The 17,593-nt window shown below is 35.1% G+C and carries 20 protein-coding genes and 1 pseudogene; 19 read left to right on the top strand and 2 right to left on the bottom strand.

Translation table 11 applies throughout. The features are described 5' to 3' along the window. Positions 1 to 28: 28 nt before the first annotated feature. Positions 29 to 508 carry a 23S rRNA (pseudouridine(1915)-N(3))-methyltransferase RlmH gene (gene rlmH, locus SPD89_RS14805; RefSeq protein WP_336262725.1) on the bottom strand — a complete coding sequence of 160 codons (480 nt, stop codon included), beginning with the start codon at positions 506 to 508 and terminating at the stop codon, positions 29 to 31. Between the two features lie 111 nt (positions 509 to 619). Between rlmH and SPD89_RS14800 the strand changes: the two genes are divergently transcribed. The 17 genes and pseudogenes from SPD89_RS14800 (at position 620) to rsmI (ending at position 13,881) form a co-directional block, all read left to right on the top strand. Next, positions 620 to 1,762 carry a glycerate kinase family protein gene (locus SPD89_RS14800; RefSeq protein ID WP_336262724.1) on the top strand — a complete coding sequence of 381 codons (1,143 nt, stop codon included), beginning with the start codon at positions 620 to 622 and terminating at the stop codon, positions 1,760 to 1,762. Between the two features lie 165 nt (positions 1,763 to 1,927). Continuing rightward, positions 1,928 to 2,860: an HPr(Ser) kinase/phosphatase gene (gene hprK / locus SPD89_RS14795; protein ID WP_336262723.1), complete on the top strand. Its 933-nt coding sequence runs from the start codon at positions 1,928 to 1,930 to the stop codon at positions 2,858 to 2,860. A 612-nt stretch (positions 2,861 to 3,472) separates the two neighbouring features. Next, positions 3,473 to 5,161 carry a DNA polymerase III subunit gamma/tau gene (gene dnaX / locus SPD89_RS14790; RefSeq protein WP_336262722.1) on the top strand — a complete coding sequence of 563 codons (1,689 nt, stop codon included), beginning with the start codon at positions 3,473 to 3,475 and terminating at the stop codon, positions 5,159 to 5,161. A 239-nt stretch (positions 5,162 to 5,400) separates the two neighbouring features. Continuing rightward, a complete protein-coding gene (locus SPD89_RS14785; protein ID WP_336262721.1) occupies positions 5,401 to 5,721 on the top strand; it encodes a YbaB/EbfC family nucleoid-associated protein in 321 nt (106 codons plus the stop codon). 29 nt (positions 5,722 to 5,750) lie between these two features. After that, a complete protein-coding gene (recR, locus tag SPD89_RS14780) occupies positions 5,751 to 6,347 on the top strand; it encodes a recombination mediator RecR (protein WP_336262720.1) in 597 nt (198 codons plus the stop codon). A gap of 91 nt (positions 6,348 to 6,438) precedes the next feature. Then, entirely contained in the window at positions 6,439 to 6,651 is a 213-nt protein-coding gene (locus SPD89_RS14775; RefSeq protein WP_336262719.1) for a YaaL family protein, read from the top strand. Between the two features lie 90 nt (positions 6,652 to 6,741). Further along, the gene (locus SPD89_RS14770; protein ID WP_336262718.1) at positions 6,742 to 7,005 is read left to right on the top strand and encodes a pro-sigmaK processing inhibitor BofA family protein; all 264 of its coding nucleotides are present in this window, start codon (positions 6,742 to 6,744) and stop codon (positions 7,003 to 7,005) included. A gap of 433 nt (positions 7,006 to 7,438) precedes the next feature. Next, positions 7,439 to 7,612: a sigma factor G inhibitor Gin gene (locus tag SPD89_RS14765; protein WP_336262717.1), complete on the top strand. Its 174-nt coding sequence runs from the start codon at positions 7,439 to 7,441 to the stop codon at positions 7,610 to 7,612. Between the two features lie 476 nt (positions 7,613 to 8,088). Further along, positions 8,089 to 8,727, top strand: coding sequence for a dTMP kinase (tmk, locus tag SPD89_RS14760; protein ID WP_336262716.1), 639 nt, complete (start codon positions 8,089 to 8,091; stop codon positions 8,725 to 8,727). Further along, positions 8,724 to 9,053, top strand: coding sequence for a cyclic-di-AMP receptor (locus SPD89_RS14755; RefSeq protein WP_336262715.1), 330 nt, complete (start codon positions 8,724 to 8,726; stop codon positions 9,051 to 9,053). The genes tmk and SPD89_RS14755 overlap by 4 nt, the downstream gene beginning before the upstream one ends. Positions 9,054 to 9,296: 243 nt before the next feature. Continuing rightward, positions 9,297 to 9,500: pseudogene (locus SPD89_RS14750) on the top strand (DUF327 family protein); the annotation flags it as partial. A 15-nt stretch (positions 9,501 to 9,515) separates the two neighbouring features. Beyond that, on the top strand, positions 9,516 to 10,508 hold the full coding sequence (gene holB, locus SPD89_RS14745) for a DNA polymerase III subunit delta' (RefSeq protein WP_336262714.1): 993 nt from the start codon (positions 9,516 to 9,518) through the stop codon (positions 10,506 to 10,508). Positions 10,509 to 10,522: 14 nt separating this feature from the next. Then, complete coding sequence (locus SPD89_RS14740; RefSeq protein WP_336262713.1) at positions 10,523 to 11,341, top strand: PSP1 domain-containing protein; 819 nt, start codon at positions 10,523 to 10,525, stop codon at positions 11,339 to 11,341. 61 nt (positions 11,342 to 11,402) lie between these two features. Then, positions 11,403 to 11,705, top strand: a complete 303-nt coding sequence (locus SPD89_RS14735) for an initiation-control protein YabA (protein ID WP_442961176.1) — start codon at positions 11,403 to 11,405, stop codon at positions 11,703 to 11,705. A 320-nt stretch (positions 11,706 to 12,025) separates the two neighbouring features. Continuing rightward, a complete protein-coding gene (locus SPD89_RS14730; RefSeq protein WP_336262742.1) occupies positions 12,026 to 12,757 on the top strand; it encodes a tRNA1(Val) (adenine(37)-N6)-methyltransferase in 732 nt (243 codons plus the stop codon). Next, complete coding sequence (locus tag SPD89_RS14725; protein ID WP_336262711.1) at positions 12,747 to 13,031, top strand: GIY-YIG nuclease family protein; 285 nt, start codon at positions 12,747 to 12,749, stop codon at positions 13,029 to 13,031. Before SPD89_RS14730 ends, SPD89_RS14725 begins: the two co-directional genes overlap by 11 nt. Then, a complete protein-coding gene (rsmI, locus tag SPD89_RS14720; RefSeq protein ID WP_336262710.1) occupies positions 13,009 to 13,881 on the top strand; it encodes a 16S rRNA (cytidine(1402)-2'-O)-methyltransferase in 873 nt (290 codons plus the stop codon). Before SPD89_RS14725 ends, rsmI begins: the two co-directional genes overlap by 23 nt. 118 nt (positions 13,882 to 13,999) lie before the next feature. On the opposite strand, the gene SPD89_RS14715 is transcribed toward rsmI, so the two are convergent. Next, positions 14,000 to 14,284: an AbrB/MazE/SpoVT family DNA-binding domain-containing protein gene (locus SPD89_RS14715; RefSeq protein WP_336262709.1), complete on the bottom strand. Its 285-nt coding sequence runs from the start codon at positions 14,282 to 14,284 to the stop codon at positions 14,000 to 14,002. A gap of 404 nt (positions 14,285 to 14,688) precedes the next feature. Here SPD89_RS14715 and metG point away from each other — a divergent pair, with 404 nt between their 5' ends. Together metG and SPD89_RS14705 are read left to right on the top strand one after the other, a co-directional pair. Further along, the gene (metG, locus tag SPD89_RS14710; RefSeq protein WP_336262708.1) at positions 14,689 to 16,629 is read left to right on the top strand and encodes a methionine--tRNA ligase; all 1,941 of its coding nucleotides are present in this window, start codon (positions 14,689 to 14,691) and stop codon (positions 16,627 to 16,629) included. 62 nt (positions 16,630 to 16,691) lie between these two features. After that, a complete protein-coding gene (locus tag SPD89_RS14705; RefSeq protein WP_336262707.1) occupies positions 16,692 to 17,462 on the top strand; it encodes a TatD family hydrolase in 771 nt (256 codons plus the stop codon). Positions 17,463 to 17,593: the final 131 nt, after the last annotated feature.

Below are 17,593 nucleotides of genomic sequence, written 5' to 3'. Positions count from 1 at the left end.
TTCGGGGCTTATATTTTAAAGAAAACCGCTATTTATGATACGGTTCCCCCCGCTGTATCTTAAACGCCCGATACACTTGCTCCAATAAAATCAACTTCATTAACTGATGAGGGAATGTCATTTTAGAAAAAGAGAGCTTTAGATTTGCTCTTCTTAGCACTTCTTCACTTAACCCATTCGAACCTCCAATTATAAACGTCACTTGATTTTTTCCTTGGAAGCTCAAATTCTCTAGTTCTTTAGAAAACTGTTCAGACGACCAGCTGACTCCTTTTATATCCAATGCAATCACGTAATGGTCTTGCTTTATTTTATTTAAAATCCGTTCTCCTTCTTTTTTCTTTACAGAGAGGAGTTCTTTTTCATTTAATTGCTCTGGTGCTTGTTCATCCATTAATTCGCTGAATGTTAATTTACAATAGGAAGAAAGTCGTTTTTCAAATTCTTGAATTCCTAATTTTATATACTTTTCTCTTACTTTTCCGACGGTGATGATATGTATGTTCACGTACTGAAATCTCCTTCACAGGTCTTATTTGCTATCGACTTGTAACTTAAGCATAATAATTATAACAGAGCTTTTTGAAACGATGAACTAATAAAATAAGGAGGCTCTATTGTGAAAATAGTCATTGCCCCTGATTCATTTAAAGAAAGTATGAGTGCCGCTTCCACTGCCGATGCCATAGAAAGAGGCATTAGAAATGTTGATAGAAATATAGATGTTATTAAAATGCCTTTAGCTGATGGTGGTGAAGGAACGGTAGAAGCGCTTGTAAATAGTATGAATGGAAAATTAATTACGCATACGGTGACTGGACCTTTAGGTGGCAAAGTAAAAGCTTTTTACGGGATAGTTGGCAAAAAGACAGCAGTTATTGAAATTGCGGCAGCAGCTGGACTTGATTTAATTCCAGTTGAGAAGCGGGATCCTATGAAGACAACTACATATGGTGTAGGTGAATTAATCCTGCACGCCCTCGACCAGGGGATTAGGCATTTTTTAATCGGTTTAGGAGGAAGTGCTACAAATGACGGTGGAATCGGTATGGCACAAGCATTAGGGGCACAAATTACTGATAAGATTGGTGATCCGGTTCGGTTTGGTGGGGAAGGACTAGCCGATGTCGAACACATTTCTGTTTCAAAAATGGATGAACGGGTAAAGGAATGTACATTTGACATTGCTTGTGATGTGAAAAACCCATTAACAGGCCCTGAAGGAGCATCATTTATATTTGGACCCCAAAAAGGGGCTGATCCGAATATGGTTGCATCTCTTGATCAGTCGATGAAAAAATATGAACAACTATTAAAAAAAGACTTACATGTAGATGTTTCTAGTATAGAAGGAGCAGGTGCTGCGGGAGGACTTGGAGCTGCATTTATTGCCTTTTTTGACGCAAAACTACAACGGGGAATAGAATTGGTAATGAAAATTACGAATATCGAAACATACATACAGGAAGCGGATCTTGTTATAACAGGTGAAGGTAAAATTGATGATCAAACGATTTACGGTAAAACCCCTGTAGGTGTCGCAAAAATTGCAAAAAAACATGGGGTACCGGTGATTGCGATTACCGGGGCAAACTTAGTAACATCAGAAGAAATTTATGAAACTGGGATCGATGCAATTTTTAGTATTACGAATGCGCCAATGTCACTAGAAGAATCTATGGAAAAAAGTGAATGGTTAATCGAACAGGTAGTCGAAAATGTAATGAGATTGGTGTATCGAACAAGGGAGCAAGGGCTGTAGAGATAAAAGGGTTAGCAATAGAAAAAAAGTGTTGCCGTTTAGAAGTAAATGATGAGTGCTAATCACGATACTAAATTGCCATAATATAGTATAATTGCAGATGCATTTGAATAGGGTAGAATGGTTGAATGAATAGAGAGTTGTAAAATAAGGTGATGATAAAAAGTGGAAAAAACAATTGAAATCCAAGATATAGTACGCGCTTTCTCCTTGGAAGTATTAACCGGAGAAGAAGAATTAAGTTGCTTAATAAAACGGTCTAACGCAAGGAGGCCAGGACTGGAATTTATTAAGTATTTGGATTTTTTTCCAAAAGAACATGTGCAAGTTCTTGGTAAAAATGAAATACAATATCTGCATACATTACCAGAGGAAGACCGCGAACATCGGGTAGAAAATCTCGTTAAATATAATCCTCCATGTATTATTGTGACAGATGGACAAGAAGGATTGAAATATTTAACAAAATATTGTAAAGAACGAAAAATCCCTTTATTACGGACAGATGATTCCAACTACGAGTTTATCGGAAAAATTGATGCATATTTAATCAAACGATTGGCCCCGGAAATTGCTGTTCATGGAGTATGTGTAAATGTGTCAGGAATTGGTGTATTATTACGGGGCGATTCCGGTGTTGGAAAGAGTGAAACAGCCCATTCGCTTGTCGGTCGAGGGCATCGTTTAGTTGCCGACGATATTGTAGTGTTAAAGAAGCTCAGCCCTCAAACACTTCTAGGAACCCATAATGAAACGAATAAAGAATTATTAGCTCTTCGTAGTGTAGGTCTTTTAAATGTGGTTCGGATGTATGGGCGAAAAGCTTTTCAAGAAGAATCGAGAATTGCGCTTGATATTGAACTAGTGAAATGGCAAGGAGAGTCCTTATATAATGAATTAGAAGTAGAAACAAAATTTACGTCGTATATGGATGTGGAAATTCCTTATATCCAAATTCAATTAAAGCCAGGCCGTGATGTCGTAGGGTTAATTGAAGCTGCCGTGAATAATTGGTATTTGAAACAACAAGGATATAGTGCAGCAGAAGACTTTATGAAGCGAATTGAAAAAGAAGCAGACGAGGAAAAAGGGAAATAAGCCTACTTTTAATTTTTTAGTGTTAAGAATCACTAACTGAGGATATTTGAACATATTCTAAATCGTGACGTAACAACGGGGGTAAGCTCTACTGCTTAGCTCCAAACAAAGTTGCAACGTACAATACCGCTACAGAAATCACTCCGGTGTAACATTTCTGTACGGTATGCCCTTTGAATAAAAAGTGAATGAATTGCTAATCATTCCCATAATCGATGAAATCCCGCTCACAAGGTAATGATTAAGTGTTAATCATTCTCGTAATCGGTGAAATCACGTTCACAAGGTAACGAATAATAGCTAATCATTCCCGAAATCGATGAAACCACGCTTTACAGAGGTATGATTAAGCGTTTTTCATTCCTGCAATCGATGGAAGCACGAGTATAGGGAAATAAAAATTTGTCTGCGGCGTCCTCGATCGTTCTCAATCTCGGTAATTTATCGAAAAAAAAAGCCTGTAGCTGAAATTAACCTGACGGATACGTCGCATTTTCACATTAATTGCATAAAATGTTTTTTTAATTGTCTTTTTTCATTACTTCTAACAGTTCAAATTGCTCTTTAAATAAGCTATAATAGATAGGGAAACGGTAGAAGGGAACATGTCGGATGAGTTATCAAGCATTATATCGTGTTTACCGGTCTCGTACATTTAAAGATGTCGTTGGCCAATCCCATATTACGCAAACGTTACAAAATGCTATATCAACTGGTAAGTTTTCGCATGCTTATCTTTTTTCTGGCCCAAGAGGTACAGGGAAGACTAGTGCTGCGAAAATTTTTGCGCAAACCATTAATTGTGAACAGATGCCGACGAAAGAACCGTGTAATGAATGTGCATCATGCCAAGGAATCTTAGATGGATCGATTTCGGATGTAATTGAAATTGACGCCGCTTCTCATACGAGCGTAGACGACATCCGAAATATTCGTGATAAAGTTAAATACGCTTCAAGTTCCGTTCCGTATAAAGTGTACATTATTGATGAAGTCCATATGATTTCAACAAATGCGTTTAATGCCTTACTTAAGACGTTAGAAGAACCTCCGGAACATGTTGTGTTTATTTTGGCAACAACGGAGCCTCACAAGATTCCACTTACGATTATTTCACGATGCCAACGCTTTGATTTTAAATCCATAAGTAACCGTGTTATTATGGAACGGCTTCAGGAGATTATGAATTATGAAGAGGTTGAAATTTCTACTGCAGCACTTGAGGCTGTTGCACTGACGGCTGAAGGTGGCATGCGTGATGCACTCAGTCTTTTAGACCAAACAATTTCTTATAGTAATGGAAAAATTGAAATAGAGGATGTTCTTGCTGTAACCGGTGGGGTCTCACAAAATATTTTGACAGATATTGCTCGTGCGATGTATGCACAAGAAACGATAGAAACGTTGCGACTATTCGATGAACTTATTCAGAGTGGAAAAGATCCGGGACGTTTTGTGTTTGACTTTATCTACTTTTTACGAGATGTTTTGTTTTATAAAACAAACCCCAAATTGGAAGAGTATTTAGAAAGGGCTATCGTAACAGAGGAATTTGTAAAATTTACTGAGACGATAGAAACAAGTTGGATTCAAGAGGCAATTGTTCAACTGACAGAGTGTGAACAACAAACAAAATGGACGAATAGTCCCAAAATTTTTGTAGAGATCACTTTATTGACCATTACAAATCGACATAATAAAACAGAACAAAATATAGAAGAAAAGCAAATAAATAATTCAGAAGTGAAGGATTTAACTGAGCGGATTAACTTGTTAGAAAAGAAATTAAATGAGGTAGGACAATCTAACAGTTCTGCTCAAGCTGCATCAACTACAAGAAAAAGAGAAATGCCAAGAGCAAAGAAACGAACCTATGATATTCCACATGAACGAATTCGTATGGTACTGACTCAGGCAGAAAAATCCGCATTGCAGCTAGTAAGAGCAGAATGGGCGAATTTTCTGGATCAGTTAAAACGAAAAAATGCTCCGGCTCATGCAACCATTCAAGATAGTAAGCCGGTGGCAGCCTCAAAAGAAGCAATTGTAGTTGGATTTAAATATGAAATTCACTGTGCGTTATTTCTTGAACATAAAGAACTGATTGAATCAACGCTCGCCAATATACTTTCCCATCATAAGCCAATCATCCCGATACCGGAAGAAGATTGGCACACCGTTCGAAGTGAATTTTTAAGTCAACAAGAGGAAGCAGAACCAACACAAGAATCAGCCAATGATCCGGTAATTGAAAAAGCTCGAGAATTGGTTGGAGATGAAATATTAGAAATTCGTGACTAGATGAAACATTAGAAAATTTGGCTTATCGCCAAGCCTTATAGCGAAAGCCCTAGTTGCACTTACGAGTGATTGATGTGCTAGTACTGGCGTCTGCGACAAATGCTTTACGGTGGGACGAGTAAGCGCAGTCCTAGTCCCAGGACGCCTGAGCTTTTAGCCAGTGAGAAGTAAGAAAGTTTTATACTTTCTTACCTTCTAAAATAGAACTTGAATGCATATATTTTAAGGAGGAGTTATACATGAAAGGCATGGGAAACATGGGTAATATGATGAAACAAATGCAAAAAATGCAGAAAAAAATGATGAAGGCACAAGATGAGCTTTTAGCAATGGAGTTTGAAGCGTCTGTGGGTGGTGGAATGGTAACAGTCGTTGCTAATGGAAGCAGGCAAATTCTAGATGTTCAAATTAAGGAAGAAGTAGTTGATCCGGACGATGTGGAAATGCTACAAGATTTAATTCTTACTGCAATAAACGACGTAATGAAACAAATTGAAGAAAAAACAGAGCAAACGATGGGGCAATTTACGAAAGGATTAAATATGCCAGGCATGTTTTAATGGTTCAATTGCCTTAGGAGGCTAACATGATGTACTATCCAGAACCAATATCGAAATTGATCGATAGTTTTACAAAATTGCCAGGCATTGGACCAAAGACGGCAGTCCGTCTGGCTTTTTTTGTGATTGATATGAATGATGACGATGTTGTTGATTTTGCAAAGGCGTTAGTTAGCGCAAAACGTGAATTAACGCATTGTGCGATTTGCGGGCATATTTCTGACCAAGAGACATGCTCCATTTGCCAAGATCATACTAGAGATGAGTCGGTAATTTGTGTTGTCGAGGATTCCAAAGATGTCATTGCAATGGAGAAAATGAAAGAATTTAATGGGAAATATCATGTCTTACATGGTTCTATATCACCAATGGACGGAATTGGTCCTGAAGATATTAATGTACCAAGTTTAATCCAACGATTAAAAGAGCATGACGTAAAAGAAATAATCCTTGCGACAAACCCAAATATTGAAGGGGAAGCAACGGCAATGTATATATCGAGACTTGTCAAACCATCAGGCATCAAGGCAACGAGAATTGCTCATGGTTTACCTGTTGGAGGAGATTTAGAATATGCCGATGAAGTAACTTTAGCCAAATCATTAGAAGGACGTCGCGAACTTTAAAACAATTGATTATAAAGTTAGCACAAAAGAATTAATAACTAGTAAAGATTAAAAGAGAAAAAATAGAAAACTAATTTATTAGGGTGACATTATGAGGAGAAGAAGGAGACAAAAAGAAGTCGATCATGAATTACTAGATGTAATTTTTACTTTAGAAACAGAATGGAAAAAACTACGATATATTATTGATAACAGTATTGAACTGATGGAAGAAAGTCAGCAAACATTGCAATTAGCTGAGGCAAAATATATGTTTCTATTAAAGGAAGCGAAACATCGGAGAATTAGTGCGTTAAGATATTAATGTTTTGCTATACAAACATGTTCTTTAGGTTCTATTTTTATCCTTTTATACATAAAAACTAATAAAGGTATAAAAGGAGCTGAAGTAAACATGAAAGCAATTATGATTCTAATGGGGATATTAGTTATTATCGGATTTTTTTTTATTTTTCGTTCACCAGCGAAGTCTCTACGATTAATTGGAACAGGTGTAATCCGATTAACAATTGGCGTTTTATTTTTATTTTTCTTAAATGTATTTGGCGGTGCGATTGGACTTCATATACCGATAAATATTTTTACTGTAATTATAAGTAGCATTTTAGGTTTATTTGGTGTAACATCTTTAGCTGCTATTCATATATTTATACTATAATAGGAAGTTCAAAAAGTCCGGTAAAAGTGACACATCGAGAGGGGGACTTCGACTAGATACCGACATGTCCTGTATCGAACGTCGAGGTCACTACGTCCTGTGGAAGCTCGTTGGCTTGCTTCTCCGCTCCTTGAAAAAGGAAAGCACTTTTTCTGCGTGCTAGAAGCGTTTCCTTGGAAAAGAAGAACACTTTTCCTGCGTGCCAAATCTTTGCTCATGTATTTAAATGCATACATTCCGCCGCTTGAAACTACGCCGCCTTGAAAGTTCGACGCACTGGACGTACTAGTGTCGGTGTTGCTGACAGGACGTCAACGGTCTTAACCGACTCGATCCTTTTTATCCACTTTTTGAGCACGTACTATCAGTTAATGTATAAAAATCGTTAGATTAGGAGATACTATCTACTAAACTGACGATAGAGGTGAATAGTATGGGACAATGTGTGATTTGTGAAGAGAAAAAGGCAGAGGGTATTCATTTATATACATTATTTATTTGCACACAATGTGAATACAATATCGTCCATACCGAAGTACGAGAAGAAAAATATCGCTACTATGTACAAAAGTTAAAAAATATGAATCAATCAAAGCTTTTTTCATAGAGACAGAATATCGACCATGCACAAGTTGCTTAAAAGTCATCTAAACAGTTGACAATAAGCGCTTGTGCTTTTCTTTTTTCTTGCATTCAATTACATTCTGTATAAAATAAGTGTTATATAACAAAGAATCTTACGGATACATGCTTATTTTATCGATTAATCATTTATATCTCAGTAAAATGAAATGACAGTAACTTTTTGTCTACCATAGTAGCAATTACCCAAATTAACACTATATAATAAAGAACAATTAATTAGAAAAGCATGATACAATAGATGTAACAAGCTTATTTCTTTTCAATATTTTTGTTTCGTAACAACCGAATGAATAAGTTATCGGTAAGAAACATACCTTTACAGCAAAGGTAATATGTTGGTTAAAATCTCTAAAAACTCCGCTTCTAAATTACAACTAGCTTATTCGCAGTAATATAAAAGTAACAAAACATCTTTGATTTACAAAAGGAGAAGAGAAAATGAAAGGGTTTTTTATCTCAGTTGAGGGTGGGGAAGGTGCTGGGAAAACAACGGTACTAGATCGACTCCATCATCAATTGACTGAGCTGGGATATCGTGTTCTTTTAACAAGGGAACCTGGTGGTATATCTATTTCTGAAAAAATTCGTCATATCATTCTTCACCCAGATCATACAGAAATGGAAAAACGAACAGAAGCGTTATTATATGCAGCAGCGAGAAGACAACATTTAGTTGAGATAGTGCTTCCCGCATTACAAGAAGGAAAGATTGTGCTTTGTGATAGGTTTATTGATAGCAGTCTTGCATATCAGGGCTATGCCCGAGAAATAGGGATAGAAGAAGTGTTTACAATTAATCAGTTTGCTATTGAAGGGTGTATGCCAACATTAACGCTTTACTTCGATATCGAACCTGAGAAGGGATTAAAGCGAATTGCATTGAATAGTAACCGAGAACAAAATCGCTTAGACTTGGAAGCGATGGAATTTCATAACAAAGTATATGAAGGATATCAAATTTTACTAAATAAGTTTCCAGATCGCATCCAAAGAATTGATGCAGAGCAAGCGGTAAATCAGGTTACGGAAGATGCATTTAAATATATTATTTCTCATTTGAAGGAGGTTAGAAAATGAAACTAATAATTGCGGTTGTCCAAGATAAGGACTCCAATCGATTAATCAATGCGTTAAATGATGAAAATTTCCAAACAACAAAACTGGCAACAACAGGCGGTTTCTTAAAAGAAGGAAATACGACGCTTATGATTGGTTGTCAAGATGAACATATTGAGGAAGCACTAAAAATAATTAAAGAAAATTGTTCACAAAGAGAGCAAATGGTGGCTCCAATTTCTCCGATGGGGGGAAATGCAGACTCGTATATACCAAAGCCAGTTAAGGTGGAAGTTGGTGGAGCAACTGTATTTATTTTGCCGATTGAATCTTTCTATCGCTTTTAACTAGGAGAAAAGGGGCTATTTAGATGAAAATTGGTCAAGAAATTAATTCTAACCATCGACCAAAAACCGTTTAGAAAAGTAAATGAATGAAAATCAAACTTTATAACAGGTTGTTAGGTCAGAATCCTTTCGAGTAAAACGAGAGTTTAATTAGGGATATTACAAAACAAGGGGAAAAATAGCCCGTTTTCGCTCCTTACAATATTTAGCAAAATTTAAAAGAATGATGAAGCATTTTTACAAGAAACTGTTCACAGTGGTTTATCATTAAAAGAATCAAGAAGTTTTAATATGACAGGGTCTGGTCATAAGTTAACAACGGTCGAGGAAGTTGTTGAAAAGCTAGTCCAACTTACTAAAGATGTGCTTGATCAGGAAAAACAGACCGTTGATTTATTAGGATTTATTGGAGAAATTAGGGCTTTGTTATTTAATTTATCAACATAATAAGGATGTTAATTTATGCAAACATGGTCAGAACTAAGTGAAATACAACCTTTAGCTAGCAAAATATTAATAAATAGCTTTCAAAAAGATCGTGTATCCCATGCATATCTCATCCAAGGGTCACGTGGTACTGGAAAAAAGATGCTTGCTAACTTAATAGCAATGACCCTTTTTTGTCAGGAGAAAAATGGAATGGAGCCTTGTCAAACATGTCATATGTGTACACGTATATTATCAGGTAATCATCCAGATGTTCACTGGGTTCAGCCTGAGGGCTCTTCCATAAAAAATGAACAGATTGAATTATTAAGAAAAGAGTTTTCCTATACAGGACTTGAATCTTCAAAAAAGGTATATGTTATTAATCCTGCTGAAGCGTTAACCGTGAATGCAGCAAATAGAATATTAAAGTTTTTAGAGGAACCCGATATTGAAATTACTGCCCTTTTATTAACAAATAACGGGCAAGGAATTATTCCAACTATTCGTTCTCGTTGTCAGTTAATTGACTTAAAACCATTAGACGAATTAGCTTTTCAACAAAACTTAACCCAATTAGAAAGTATAACAATTAACGAAAATAACGCACGTTTACTTAGTGCTTTAACAAATAATATAGATGAAGCAATAGAGTATCATACAGAAGAAAAGATTTATAAAATAAGAGATTTAGTTGAACAATTTATATATATGTTACTTTCAAATTATGAGGAACGTTATCTTTTTATCCACCAAGTGTGGTTAACTAACTTAAAAGATAAAAAGGATATTGAACAAGGTTTAGATATTTTGTTATTGGCATTTAGAGATATTACAAATGAACAAGTAGGCAGGTCTGGCTCACTTTCTTTTTTCCAATCCGATGATGGTCTCTTAACACGTTCTGTCCATCATTTTTCACAAAAGAGATTACTTCAACTATTAAAGACTCTTTTAGAAGCAAAACAAAAAGTCAATCAGAATGTACATCCTACGTTAGTGATGGAACAACTTGTACTTCAATTTTAGAGGTGGTTTATGAGATGATAGAAGTAATCGGAGTACGTTTCAAACAAGCGGGAAAAATTTATTACTTTGATCCAAATAATTTATCCATACAGTTAGATGATGATGTGATTGTAGAAACAGTACGTGGAGTTGAATTTGGCAGAGTAGTGCTTGTTAATAAGTTAGTAGATATTGAGGATGTCGTGCTTCCTTTGAAAAAGGTAATGCGAATTGCAAATCATACAGATAAACAGAATGTGAAACAAAATGAGCAATTAGCGAAGAAAGCTTTAAATATATGTATAGATAAAATAAATTATCATCGATTAGACATGAGTTTAGTAGATGTAGAATATACATTTGATCGAAATAAAGTGATATTTTATTTCACTGCTGAAGGTAGAATTGATTTTCGTAACTTGGTTAAAGATCTCGCTGCTTTATTTAAAACGAGAATTGAACTTAGGCAAATTGGTGTTCGTGATGAAGCGAAATTGTTAGGCGGCATTGGTCCTTGTGGCAGGATGCTTTGTTGTTCAACATTTTTAGGAGATTTTGATCCAGTTTCAATTAAAATGGCTAAAGACCAAAGCTTATCATTAAATCCTACTAAAATTTCAGGATTATGTGGAAGATTAATGTGTTGTTTACGCTATGAAAATGATAGTTATGAAGATGCAAAAAGGCAACTACCAGATATTGGGGAAGAAATTCATACAAATAATGGTCGCGGTAAAGTAGTTGGATTAAATATTTTAGAAAAAGTAATAGAGATTGAAATGTATGAAAATCAAAATATTATTGAATATACTTTAGACGAACTAATCGAGGATAAGATCATTTCTGTTCAGTAATAGTAAAGAGGTGGGACGCTTGAGTAAGAGGCAAAGAGAAATTTTTGATCAAGTTTCACATATGGAAACTCAGATCGGTGAACTTTATGAGCAATTGGGGAATTTAAAAAATGACTTAGGTGAGCTCATTGAGGAAAATCATCGATTAACTATCGAAAATAAGCACTTACGAACCTATTTAAATCGTGATCATGTTCAAGAAGAGAAAAAGACAACGAAGAAAAAACGTGAAGCTACCGTACCGGGTGAAGGTTTTGATAATTTAGCTCGCATTTATAAAGAAGGCTTTCATATTTGCCATATGCAGTTTGGAAGTCCAAGAACAGATGAAGATTGTTTATTTTGCCTCGAACTATTTGATTAAAATGAAAACTGTCTCCTATATGATTGGATAAGATCCCATCAAGATAGGAGACAATTTTTTTATAAAAAATTTACGATAAATTTATTTATTTAATACAATATAGTTAAAGTGCGTGTTCATAAAAGGAGGATAAAAAGGACCAAGAAGTTCGAGGCGGCGCTGTTCCCGTCAGCGGAATGTATGCATTTAGATACATGAGTAGCAGAGAAACAAGCATTCGTGCGAAATTCACAGTGTCATTTTTACCGAACTTTTTGAACATCTTCTTAAAGTATTGAATAATAAAGACAGAATATGGAGGGTGCTTAGTGGTAAATCTAATGGATGACGAGCGTCTGGATTACTTAATGTCAGATGGAAAAACACAAATAATTCAAAGTCCAACAATATTTTCATATTCGCTTGACGCAGTATTACTCGCAAATTTTACATATGTACCGATTAACAAAGGAAATATTCTTGATTTATGTACAGGAAATGGAGTCATTCCACTTTTTCTTGCAAAAAGAACAAAAGGGAAAATTACTGGACTTGAAATTCAAAATAGATTAGTCAACATGGCGAATAGGAGTGTGAAATTAAATGGAATGGAAGAAAAAGTTAACATTATTGAAGGAGATTTAAAAGAAAGACACGAAGGATTAAAACAAAGTTATTATGATGTTGTAACATGTAATCCTCCATATTTTTCGTCCCCGAATACAACGGAGCACAATCAAAATGAATACTTAACGATTGCTAGACATGAAGTTTGCTGTACATTAGAAGATGTCGTTAAAGCATGTAAATTGTACGTGAAACCGGGTGGTAAAGTTTCTATGGTACACCGACCAGAACGGTTAGTGGACATGCTTACACTTTTTCGTAAATATCAAATAGAACCAAAAAGAATTCAGTACGTGTACCCAAAGGCTGATAAGGCTGCAAATACAATTCTTTTGGAAGGAATTAGAGATGGAAGGACAGGTCTTAAAGTATTACCACCACTATTTATTTATGAACATGATGGGAATTATACTGATCGGGCGAGGAAGATCATTTATGGAAAATAAGCATTACGTATATATGTTACGGTGCAAGGATGACTCTTTATATACTGGATATACAACAGATATTGAAAACCGATTAAAATTACATGAAAGTGGAAAAGGTGCGAAATATACACGGGGTAGAGGGCCATTTCAATTGGTTTATCAAGAAGAGTTAACAACAAAGTCTGCTGCTTTGCAACGGGAACATGCCATAAAAAAACTCCAAAGAAAAGACAAAATCGAACTCATTAACGAAAAAAGGATGACATCAAATGAATGTACAAGTAAGTTATGAAGAGAAGGAAACCGGGACACTTTATGTCGTCCCAACTCCGATTGGAAATTTGGAAGATATGACTTTTCGAGCAATAAAAACATTAAAAGAAGTGGATATTATTGCGGCGGAGGACACAAGGCATACCCAGAAACTTTTGAATCATTTTGAGATTAAAAATCGATTACTTAGTTACCATGAGCATAGTAAAAGAGAAAGATTTGAACAACTTATAGAAAGTCTTAAACAGGGCAAGAATGTTGCCATAGTAAGTGATGCTGGCATGCCAGCAATTTCAGATCCTGGATCAGAACTTGTACAGGAAGTAATCAATCAAGAAATGCAAGTAGTAGTTTTACCGGGAGCAAATGCGGCATTATGTGCATTAGTTGGTTCTGGTCTTTCGACAGATGAATTTTTATTTTATGGTTTTTTACCTAGAAAGAAACAAGAGAAAGAAGCTGAATTGGAACGATTGGGTTCTTTGAAAGCTACACTCATATTTTATGAATCACCTTACCGAATAAAAGATACACTACAGGCAATCGTAAAACTACTAGGAAATCGACAAATTTCTATTTCCCGGGAAATTACGAAAATATACGAGCAAATTCTAAGAGGAAATGGGAAAGACGTTTTGCGTTGGGCTGAGAACAATGAGATAAAAGGCGAATGTTGTATTGTTGTAGAAGGAAATGACGCCGGAGAAGAAAATGCTTCTGTATGGTGGCAAAACTTATCCATTCCAGATCACGTTAAACATTATGAAATTTCCGATGAAATGTCGCATAAAGCAGCAATGAAACAAGTGGCAGTCGATAGAGGCATATCACGAAGAGAAGTATATCAAAAAATTCATGTGAAAAAGTAAAAAACTTGCATCCCCAATGATGCAAGTTTTAAGTATGTCTAAATTGTATCGATCTATTTTATCGCAAAAAAAGAAAAAAGCCGTTATTTATTTTTACAATCGATGTATACTGGTACCATTATTCATTTAAGTTAAAGCTTTGCTGTATCTCATTCACTAAAGCTTTGGCACCTTCTGGACTAAGTACAATTTTTCCTTTCGCTAAAGCGACATTATCGTTTGTATTTTTACCTGTAATATGACAGGCCATATTAGGAACATATTTTTTTAATACAATTTGATCTTCATCGACGAATATTTCAATTGCATCTCTTTCTTTAATTCCTAATGAGCGCCTTAACTCGATTGGAATAACTACTCTTCCAAGCTCATCAACTTTCCTTACCATTCCAGTAGATTTCATTATATTACGATCCCCTTTCATCTAAGTCGAAATAAATTGATAATAACTATACTATTCTATTATACTATAGCATTGAATGTATAAAAATGTATATTTCAACAATTTTTTCACATTATTATTGTAGCAATCTATCAAAAAAATGTAAATAAATTTGAACAATAAATAATTAATAGAATTACAATTATTGTAAATGTTTCGATTAAATTAGTCAATTAGTTCATGGTATACTAATTAATTGGTTACATTATAATAAAAGTGGCAAAAATTATATATACTTTCATCTTCCAGTAAAAGTATATACAATAGATTTATACAATTTACTATAAGCAAGAAGCTTGCCAGAAGGCATGTTTCCTATGGTGATTAAATAGATTAGATAAGTTTCAAAAAAGAGGAGATAAAAAATGTCAGAAAAAAATACGTTTTACATAACAACACCTATTTATTATCCGAGTGGGAATTTACACATTGGACATGCTTATTCAACTGTTGCCGGGGATGCGATCGCCAGGTACAAAAGGATGCGTGGCTTTGAAGTTATGTATCTGACAGGTACAGATGAACATGGACAGAAAATTCAAAAAGCCGCTGAGGAGCAAGGATTAAAACCACAAAAGTATTTAGATGGAATAGTTGAAACGATTCAATCATTATGGAAAAAATTAAAAATTACGAATGACGATTTTATTAGAACGACAGAAGACAGACATAAAGTAATTGTCGAAAAGATTTTTACGCAATTATTAGAGCAAGGGGATATTTATTTAGACGAATATGAAGGCTGGTATTGTGTCTCTTGTGAGTCTTTCTTTACTGATCTGCAACTAAACGAAGGCTGCTGTCCAGATTGTGGTAAAAAAGTAGAAAAAGTAAAAGAAGAATCTTACTTCTTTAAAATGAGTAAATATGCAGACAGACTTGTCCAGTATTATGAAGAAAATCCTGAGTTTATCCAACCTGAAAGCAGAAAAAATGAAATGTTAAATAATTTTATTAAACCTGGATTAGAAGATTTAGCTGTGTCCCGTACGACGTTTGATTGGGGAATTAAAGTACCAGGAAATCCAAAACATGTTATTTATGTATGGATTGATGCGTTAACGAATTATATTACAGCACTAGGTTATGGTACTGAAAATGAGGAGAAGTTTAAAAAGTATTGGCCTGCAGATGTGCATATTATGGCGAAAGAAATTGTACGTTTTCATACCATTTATTGGCCGATTATTTTAATGGCTTTAGATCTTCCCTTACCAAAAAAGGTGTTTGCTCATGGTTGGATATTAATGAAAGACGGTAAAATGTCGAAATCAAAAGGAAATGTTATTGATCCTATTCCTTTAATCGATCGCTTTGGTCTAGATGCGCTACGATATTATTTACTTCGTGAAGTTCCATTTGGTTCTGATGGTGTTTTTACACCTGAGGGATTTGTCGAAAGAATAAATTATGATTTAGCGAATGATTTAGGGAACCTACTTAATCGTACAGTAGCGATGATTGGTCGTTATTTTGATGGAGAAGTGCCTGAATTTACACTTGCCGAAAATAAAGAAGATGAGGATTTAGAGCAAGTTGTACAAGATACCGTTAAAAAGGTAGAAATTGCAATGGAAAAAATGCAATTCTCTGTTGCATTATCTTCCATTTGGCAGCTTATAAGCAGAACGAATAAATATATTGATGAAACAGAGCCTTGGAATTTAGCAAAAGATGACGAAAAAAGAAATCGCCTTGGCAATGTAATGGCTCATTTGGTAGAATCGCTTCGAATTACTGCTGTCATGTTACGGCCATTCTTAACGGAGACACCAAAAGAAATTTTTAGACAGCTAGGGATTAAAGATGCTTCATTGCAAGAATGGGATAGTATTTATGAAGTTGGAAGTATTCAAGCTGGAATTAAAACGGAAAAAGGCAATCCTATTTTCCCACGTTTAGACATGGAAGAAGAGATTGCTACAATAAAAAGTATGATGAAATCTCCTGTGGTTAAAGATGAAAAAGTTGAACAAAAAGATGAAGTACTCTACGATGATTTTATGAAATTGGATTTTCGTGTTGCAGAAGTATTAAAAGCGGAAAAAATGAAGAATGCAGATAAATTACTGAAACTGCAAGTTGATATTGGATCTGAGAAGCGGCAAATTATTTCTGGAATTGCCGAATTTTACCAACCAGAGGATTTGGTAGGTGAAAAGGTAATATGTATTACAAATCTAAAACCAGTTAAATTACGTGGAGAAATGTCAGAAGGTATGATTTTATCAGGGGAAGATGAAAAAGGAAACTTATCCTTAGCTACCGTTGAAAAGTCTTTACCGAACGGTTCCGTAGTTAAATAATTTAGAAAGGTCGAACTCGCTATCAAGGAGGACGACCTTTTCTCTTATTTGGAGGTATGATGATGTTATTTGATACACATGTTCATTTAAATGCAAGACAATTTAAGGAAGACGTAGAAGAAGTTATTGCACGTGCACATAACAAGGGTGTTAAACAAATGGTTGTGGTCGGTTTTGATAACGAAACTATCCCACTTGCAATAGATATTGCTGAAAAACATGCAAATATTTATGCAGCTGTAGGCTGGCACCCTGTTGATGCTATAGATTATAAAGAAGAACATTTGAGTATGTTGGAAAAATTAAGTGATCATGAAAAGGTTGTTGCACTCGGAGAAATGGGTCTAGACTACCATTGGGATACGTCGCCAAAAGACGTTCAAGAAAATGTGTTTCGAAAGCAAATTCAGTTGGCAAGACGTGTCAATATGCCAATCATTATTCATAATAGAGAAGCAACTAGTGATGTAATTCATATATTACAAGAAGAGAACGCAAAAGATATTGGGGGAATTATGCATTGTTTTAGTGGAAATATAACTGAAATGGAAGCTTGTCTCGAAATGAATTTTTATATTTCTTTAGGTGGTCCAGTTACATTTAAAAATGCAAAAGAAGTAAAAGAAGTAGCAAAAGTGATTCCGATAGACCGTCTATTAATTGAAACAGATGCCCCTTATCTTGCACCACACCCATATCGAGGCAAACGGAATGAACCTGCATTCGTTACTCTAGTCGCCGAGCAAATAGCTACATTAAGAGAAATGAAATATGAAGAACTTTGCCACATAACAACAGAGAATGCTAAAAAAGTATTTCGTATAAATAATTAAAAACGAATGAAACAAGAATCATGATTTCCACTCTAACTAGGATACTGTCATAAGTAGTCGAAGGATACTGTGACATAACTATTTTAATCACCACTAGGAAAGAATGACTCGATCTCCAAGACGTCGAGTCG

Origin of the sequence: Pseudogracilibacillus sp. SO30301A, assembly GCF_037072025.1 — a bacterium.
Taxonomy (GTDB): Bacteria; Bacillota; Bacilli; order Bacillales; family Amphibacillaceae; genus Pseudogracilibacillus.
This window is presented reverse-complemented; position numbering and strand designations above follow the sequence as displayed.

Excerpts from the sequence above, each read along its gene's own strand:
- holB (WP_336262714.1), top strand. The coding sequence starts at position 9,516 with ATGCAAACATGGTCAGAACTAAGTGAAATACAACCTTTAGCTAGCAAA.
- SPD89_RS14725 (WP_336262711.1), top strand. The coding sequence starts at position 12,747 with ATGGAAAATAAGCATTACGTATATATGTTACGGTGCAAGGATGACTCT.
- SPD89_RS14775 (WP_336262719.1), top strand. The coding sequence starts at position 6,439 with ATGAGGAGAAGAAGGAGACAAAAAGAAGTCGATCATGAATTACTAGAT.
- rsmI (WP_336262710.1), top strand. The coding sequence starts at position 13,009 with ATGAATGTACAAGTAAGTTATGAAGAGAAGGAAACCGGGACACTTTAT.
- SPD89_RS14715 (WP_336262709.1), bottom strand. The coding sequence starts at position 14,284 with ATGAAATCTACTGGAATGGTAAGGAAAGTTGATGAGCTTGGAAGAGTA.
- SPD89_RS14730 (WP_336262742.1), top strand. The coding sequence starts at position 12,026 with ATGGATGACGAGCGTCTGGATTACTTAATGTCAGATGGAAAAACACAA.
- SPD89_RS14765 (WP_336262717.1), top strand. The coding sequence starts at position 7,439 with ATGGGACAATGTGTGATTTGTGAAGAGAAAAAGGCAGAGGGTATTCAT.
- recR (WP_336262720.1), top strand. The coding sequence starts at position 5,751 with ATGTACTATCCAGAACCAATATCGAAATTGATCGATAGTTTTACAAAA.
- metG (WP_336262708.1), top strand. The coding sequence starts at position 14,689 with ATGTCAGAAAAAAATACGTTTTACATAACAACACCTATTTATTATCCG.
- tmk (WP_336262716.1), top strand. The coding sequence starts at position 8,089 with ATGAAAGGGTTTTTTATCTCAGTTGAGGGTGGGGAAGGTGCTGGGAAA.
- SPD89_RS14770 (WP_336262718.1), top strand. The coding sequence starts at position 6,742 with ATGAAAGCAATTATGATTCTAATGGGGATATTAGTTATTATCGGATTT.
- SPD89_RS14740 (WP_336262713.1), top strand. The coding sequence starts at position 10,523 with ATGATAGAAGTAATCGGAGTACGTTTCAAACAAGCGGGAAAAATTTAT.
- SPD89_RS14785 (WP_336262721.1), top strand. The coding sequence starts at position 5,401 with ATGAAAGGCATGGGAAACATGGGTAATATGATGAAACAAATGCAAAAA.
- SPD89_RS14705 (WP_336262707.1), top strand. The coding sequence starts at position 16,692 with ATGTTATTTGATACACATGTTCATTTAAATGCAAGACAATTTAAGGAA.
- dnaX (WP_336262722.1), top strand. The coding sequence starts at position 3,473 with ATGAGTTATCAAGCATTATATCGTGTTTACCGGTCTCGTACATTTAAA.
- SPD89_RS14735 (WP_442961176.1), top strand. The coding sequence starts at position 11,403 with ATGGAAACTCAGATCGGTGAACTTTATGAGCAATTGGGGAATTTAAAA.
- SPD89_RS14755 (WP_336262715.1), top strand. The coding sequence starts at position 8,724 with ATGAAACTAATAATTGCGGTTGTCCAAGATAAGGACTCCAATCGATTA.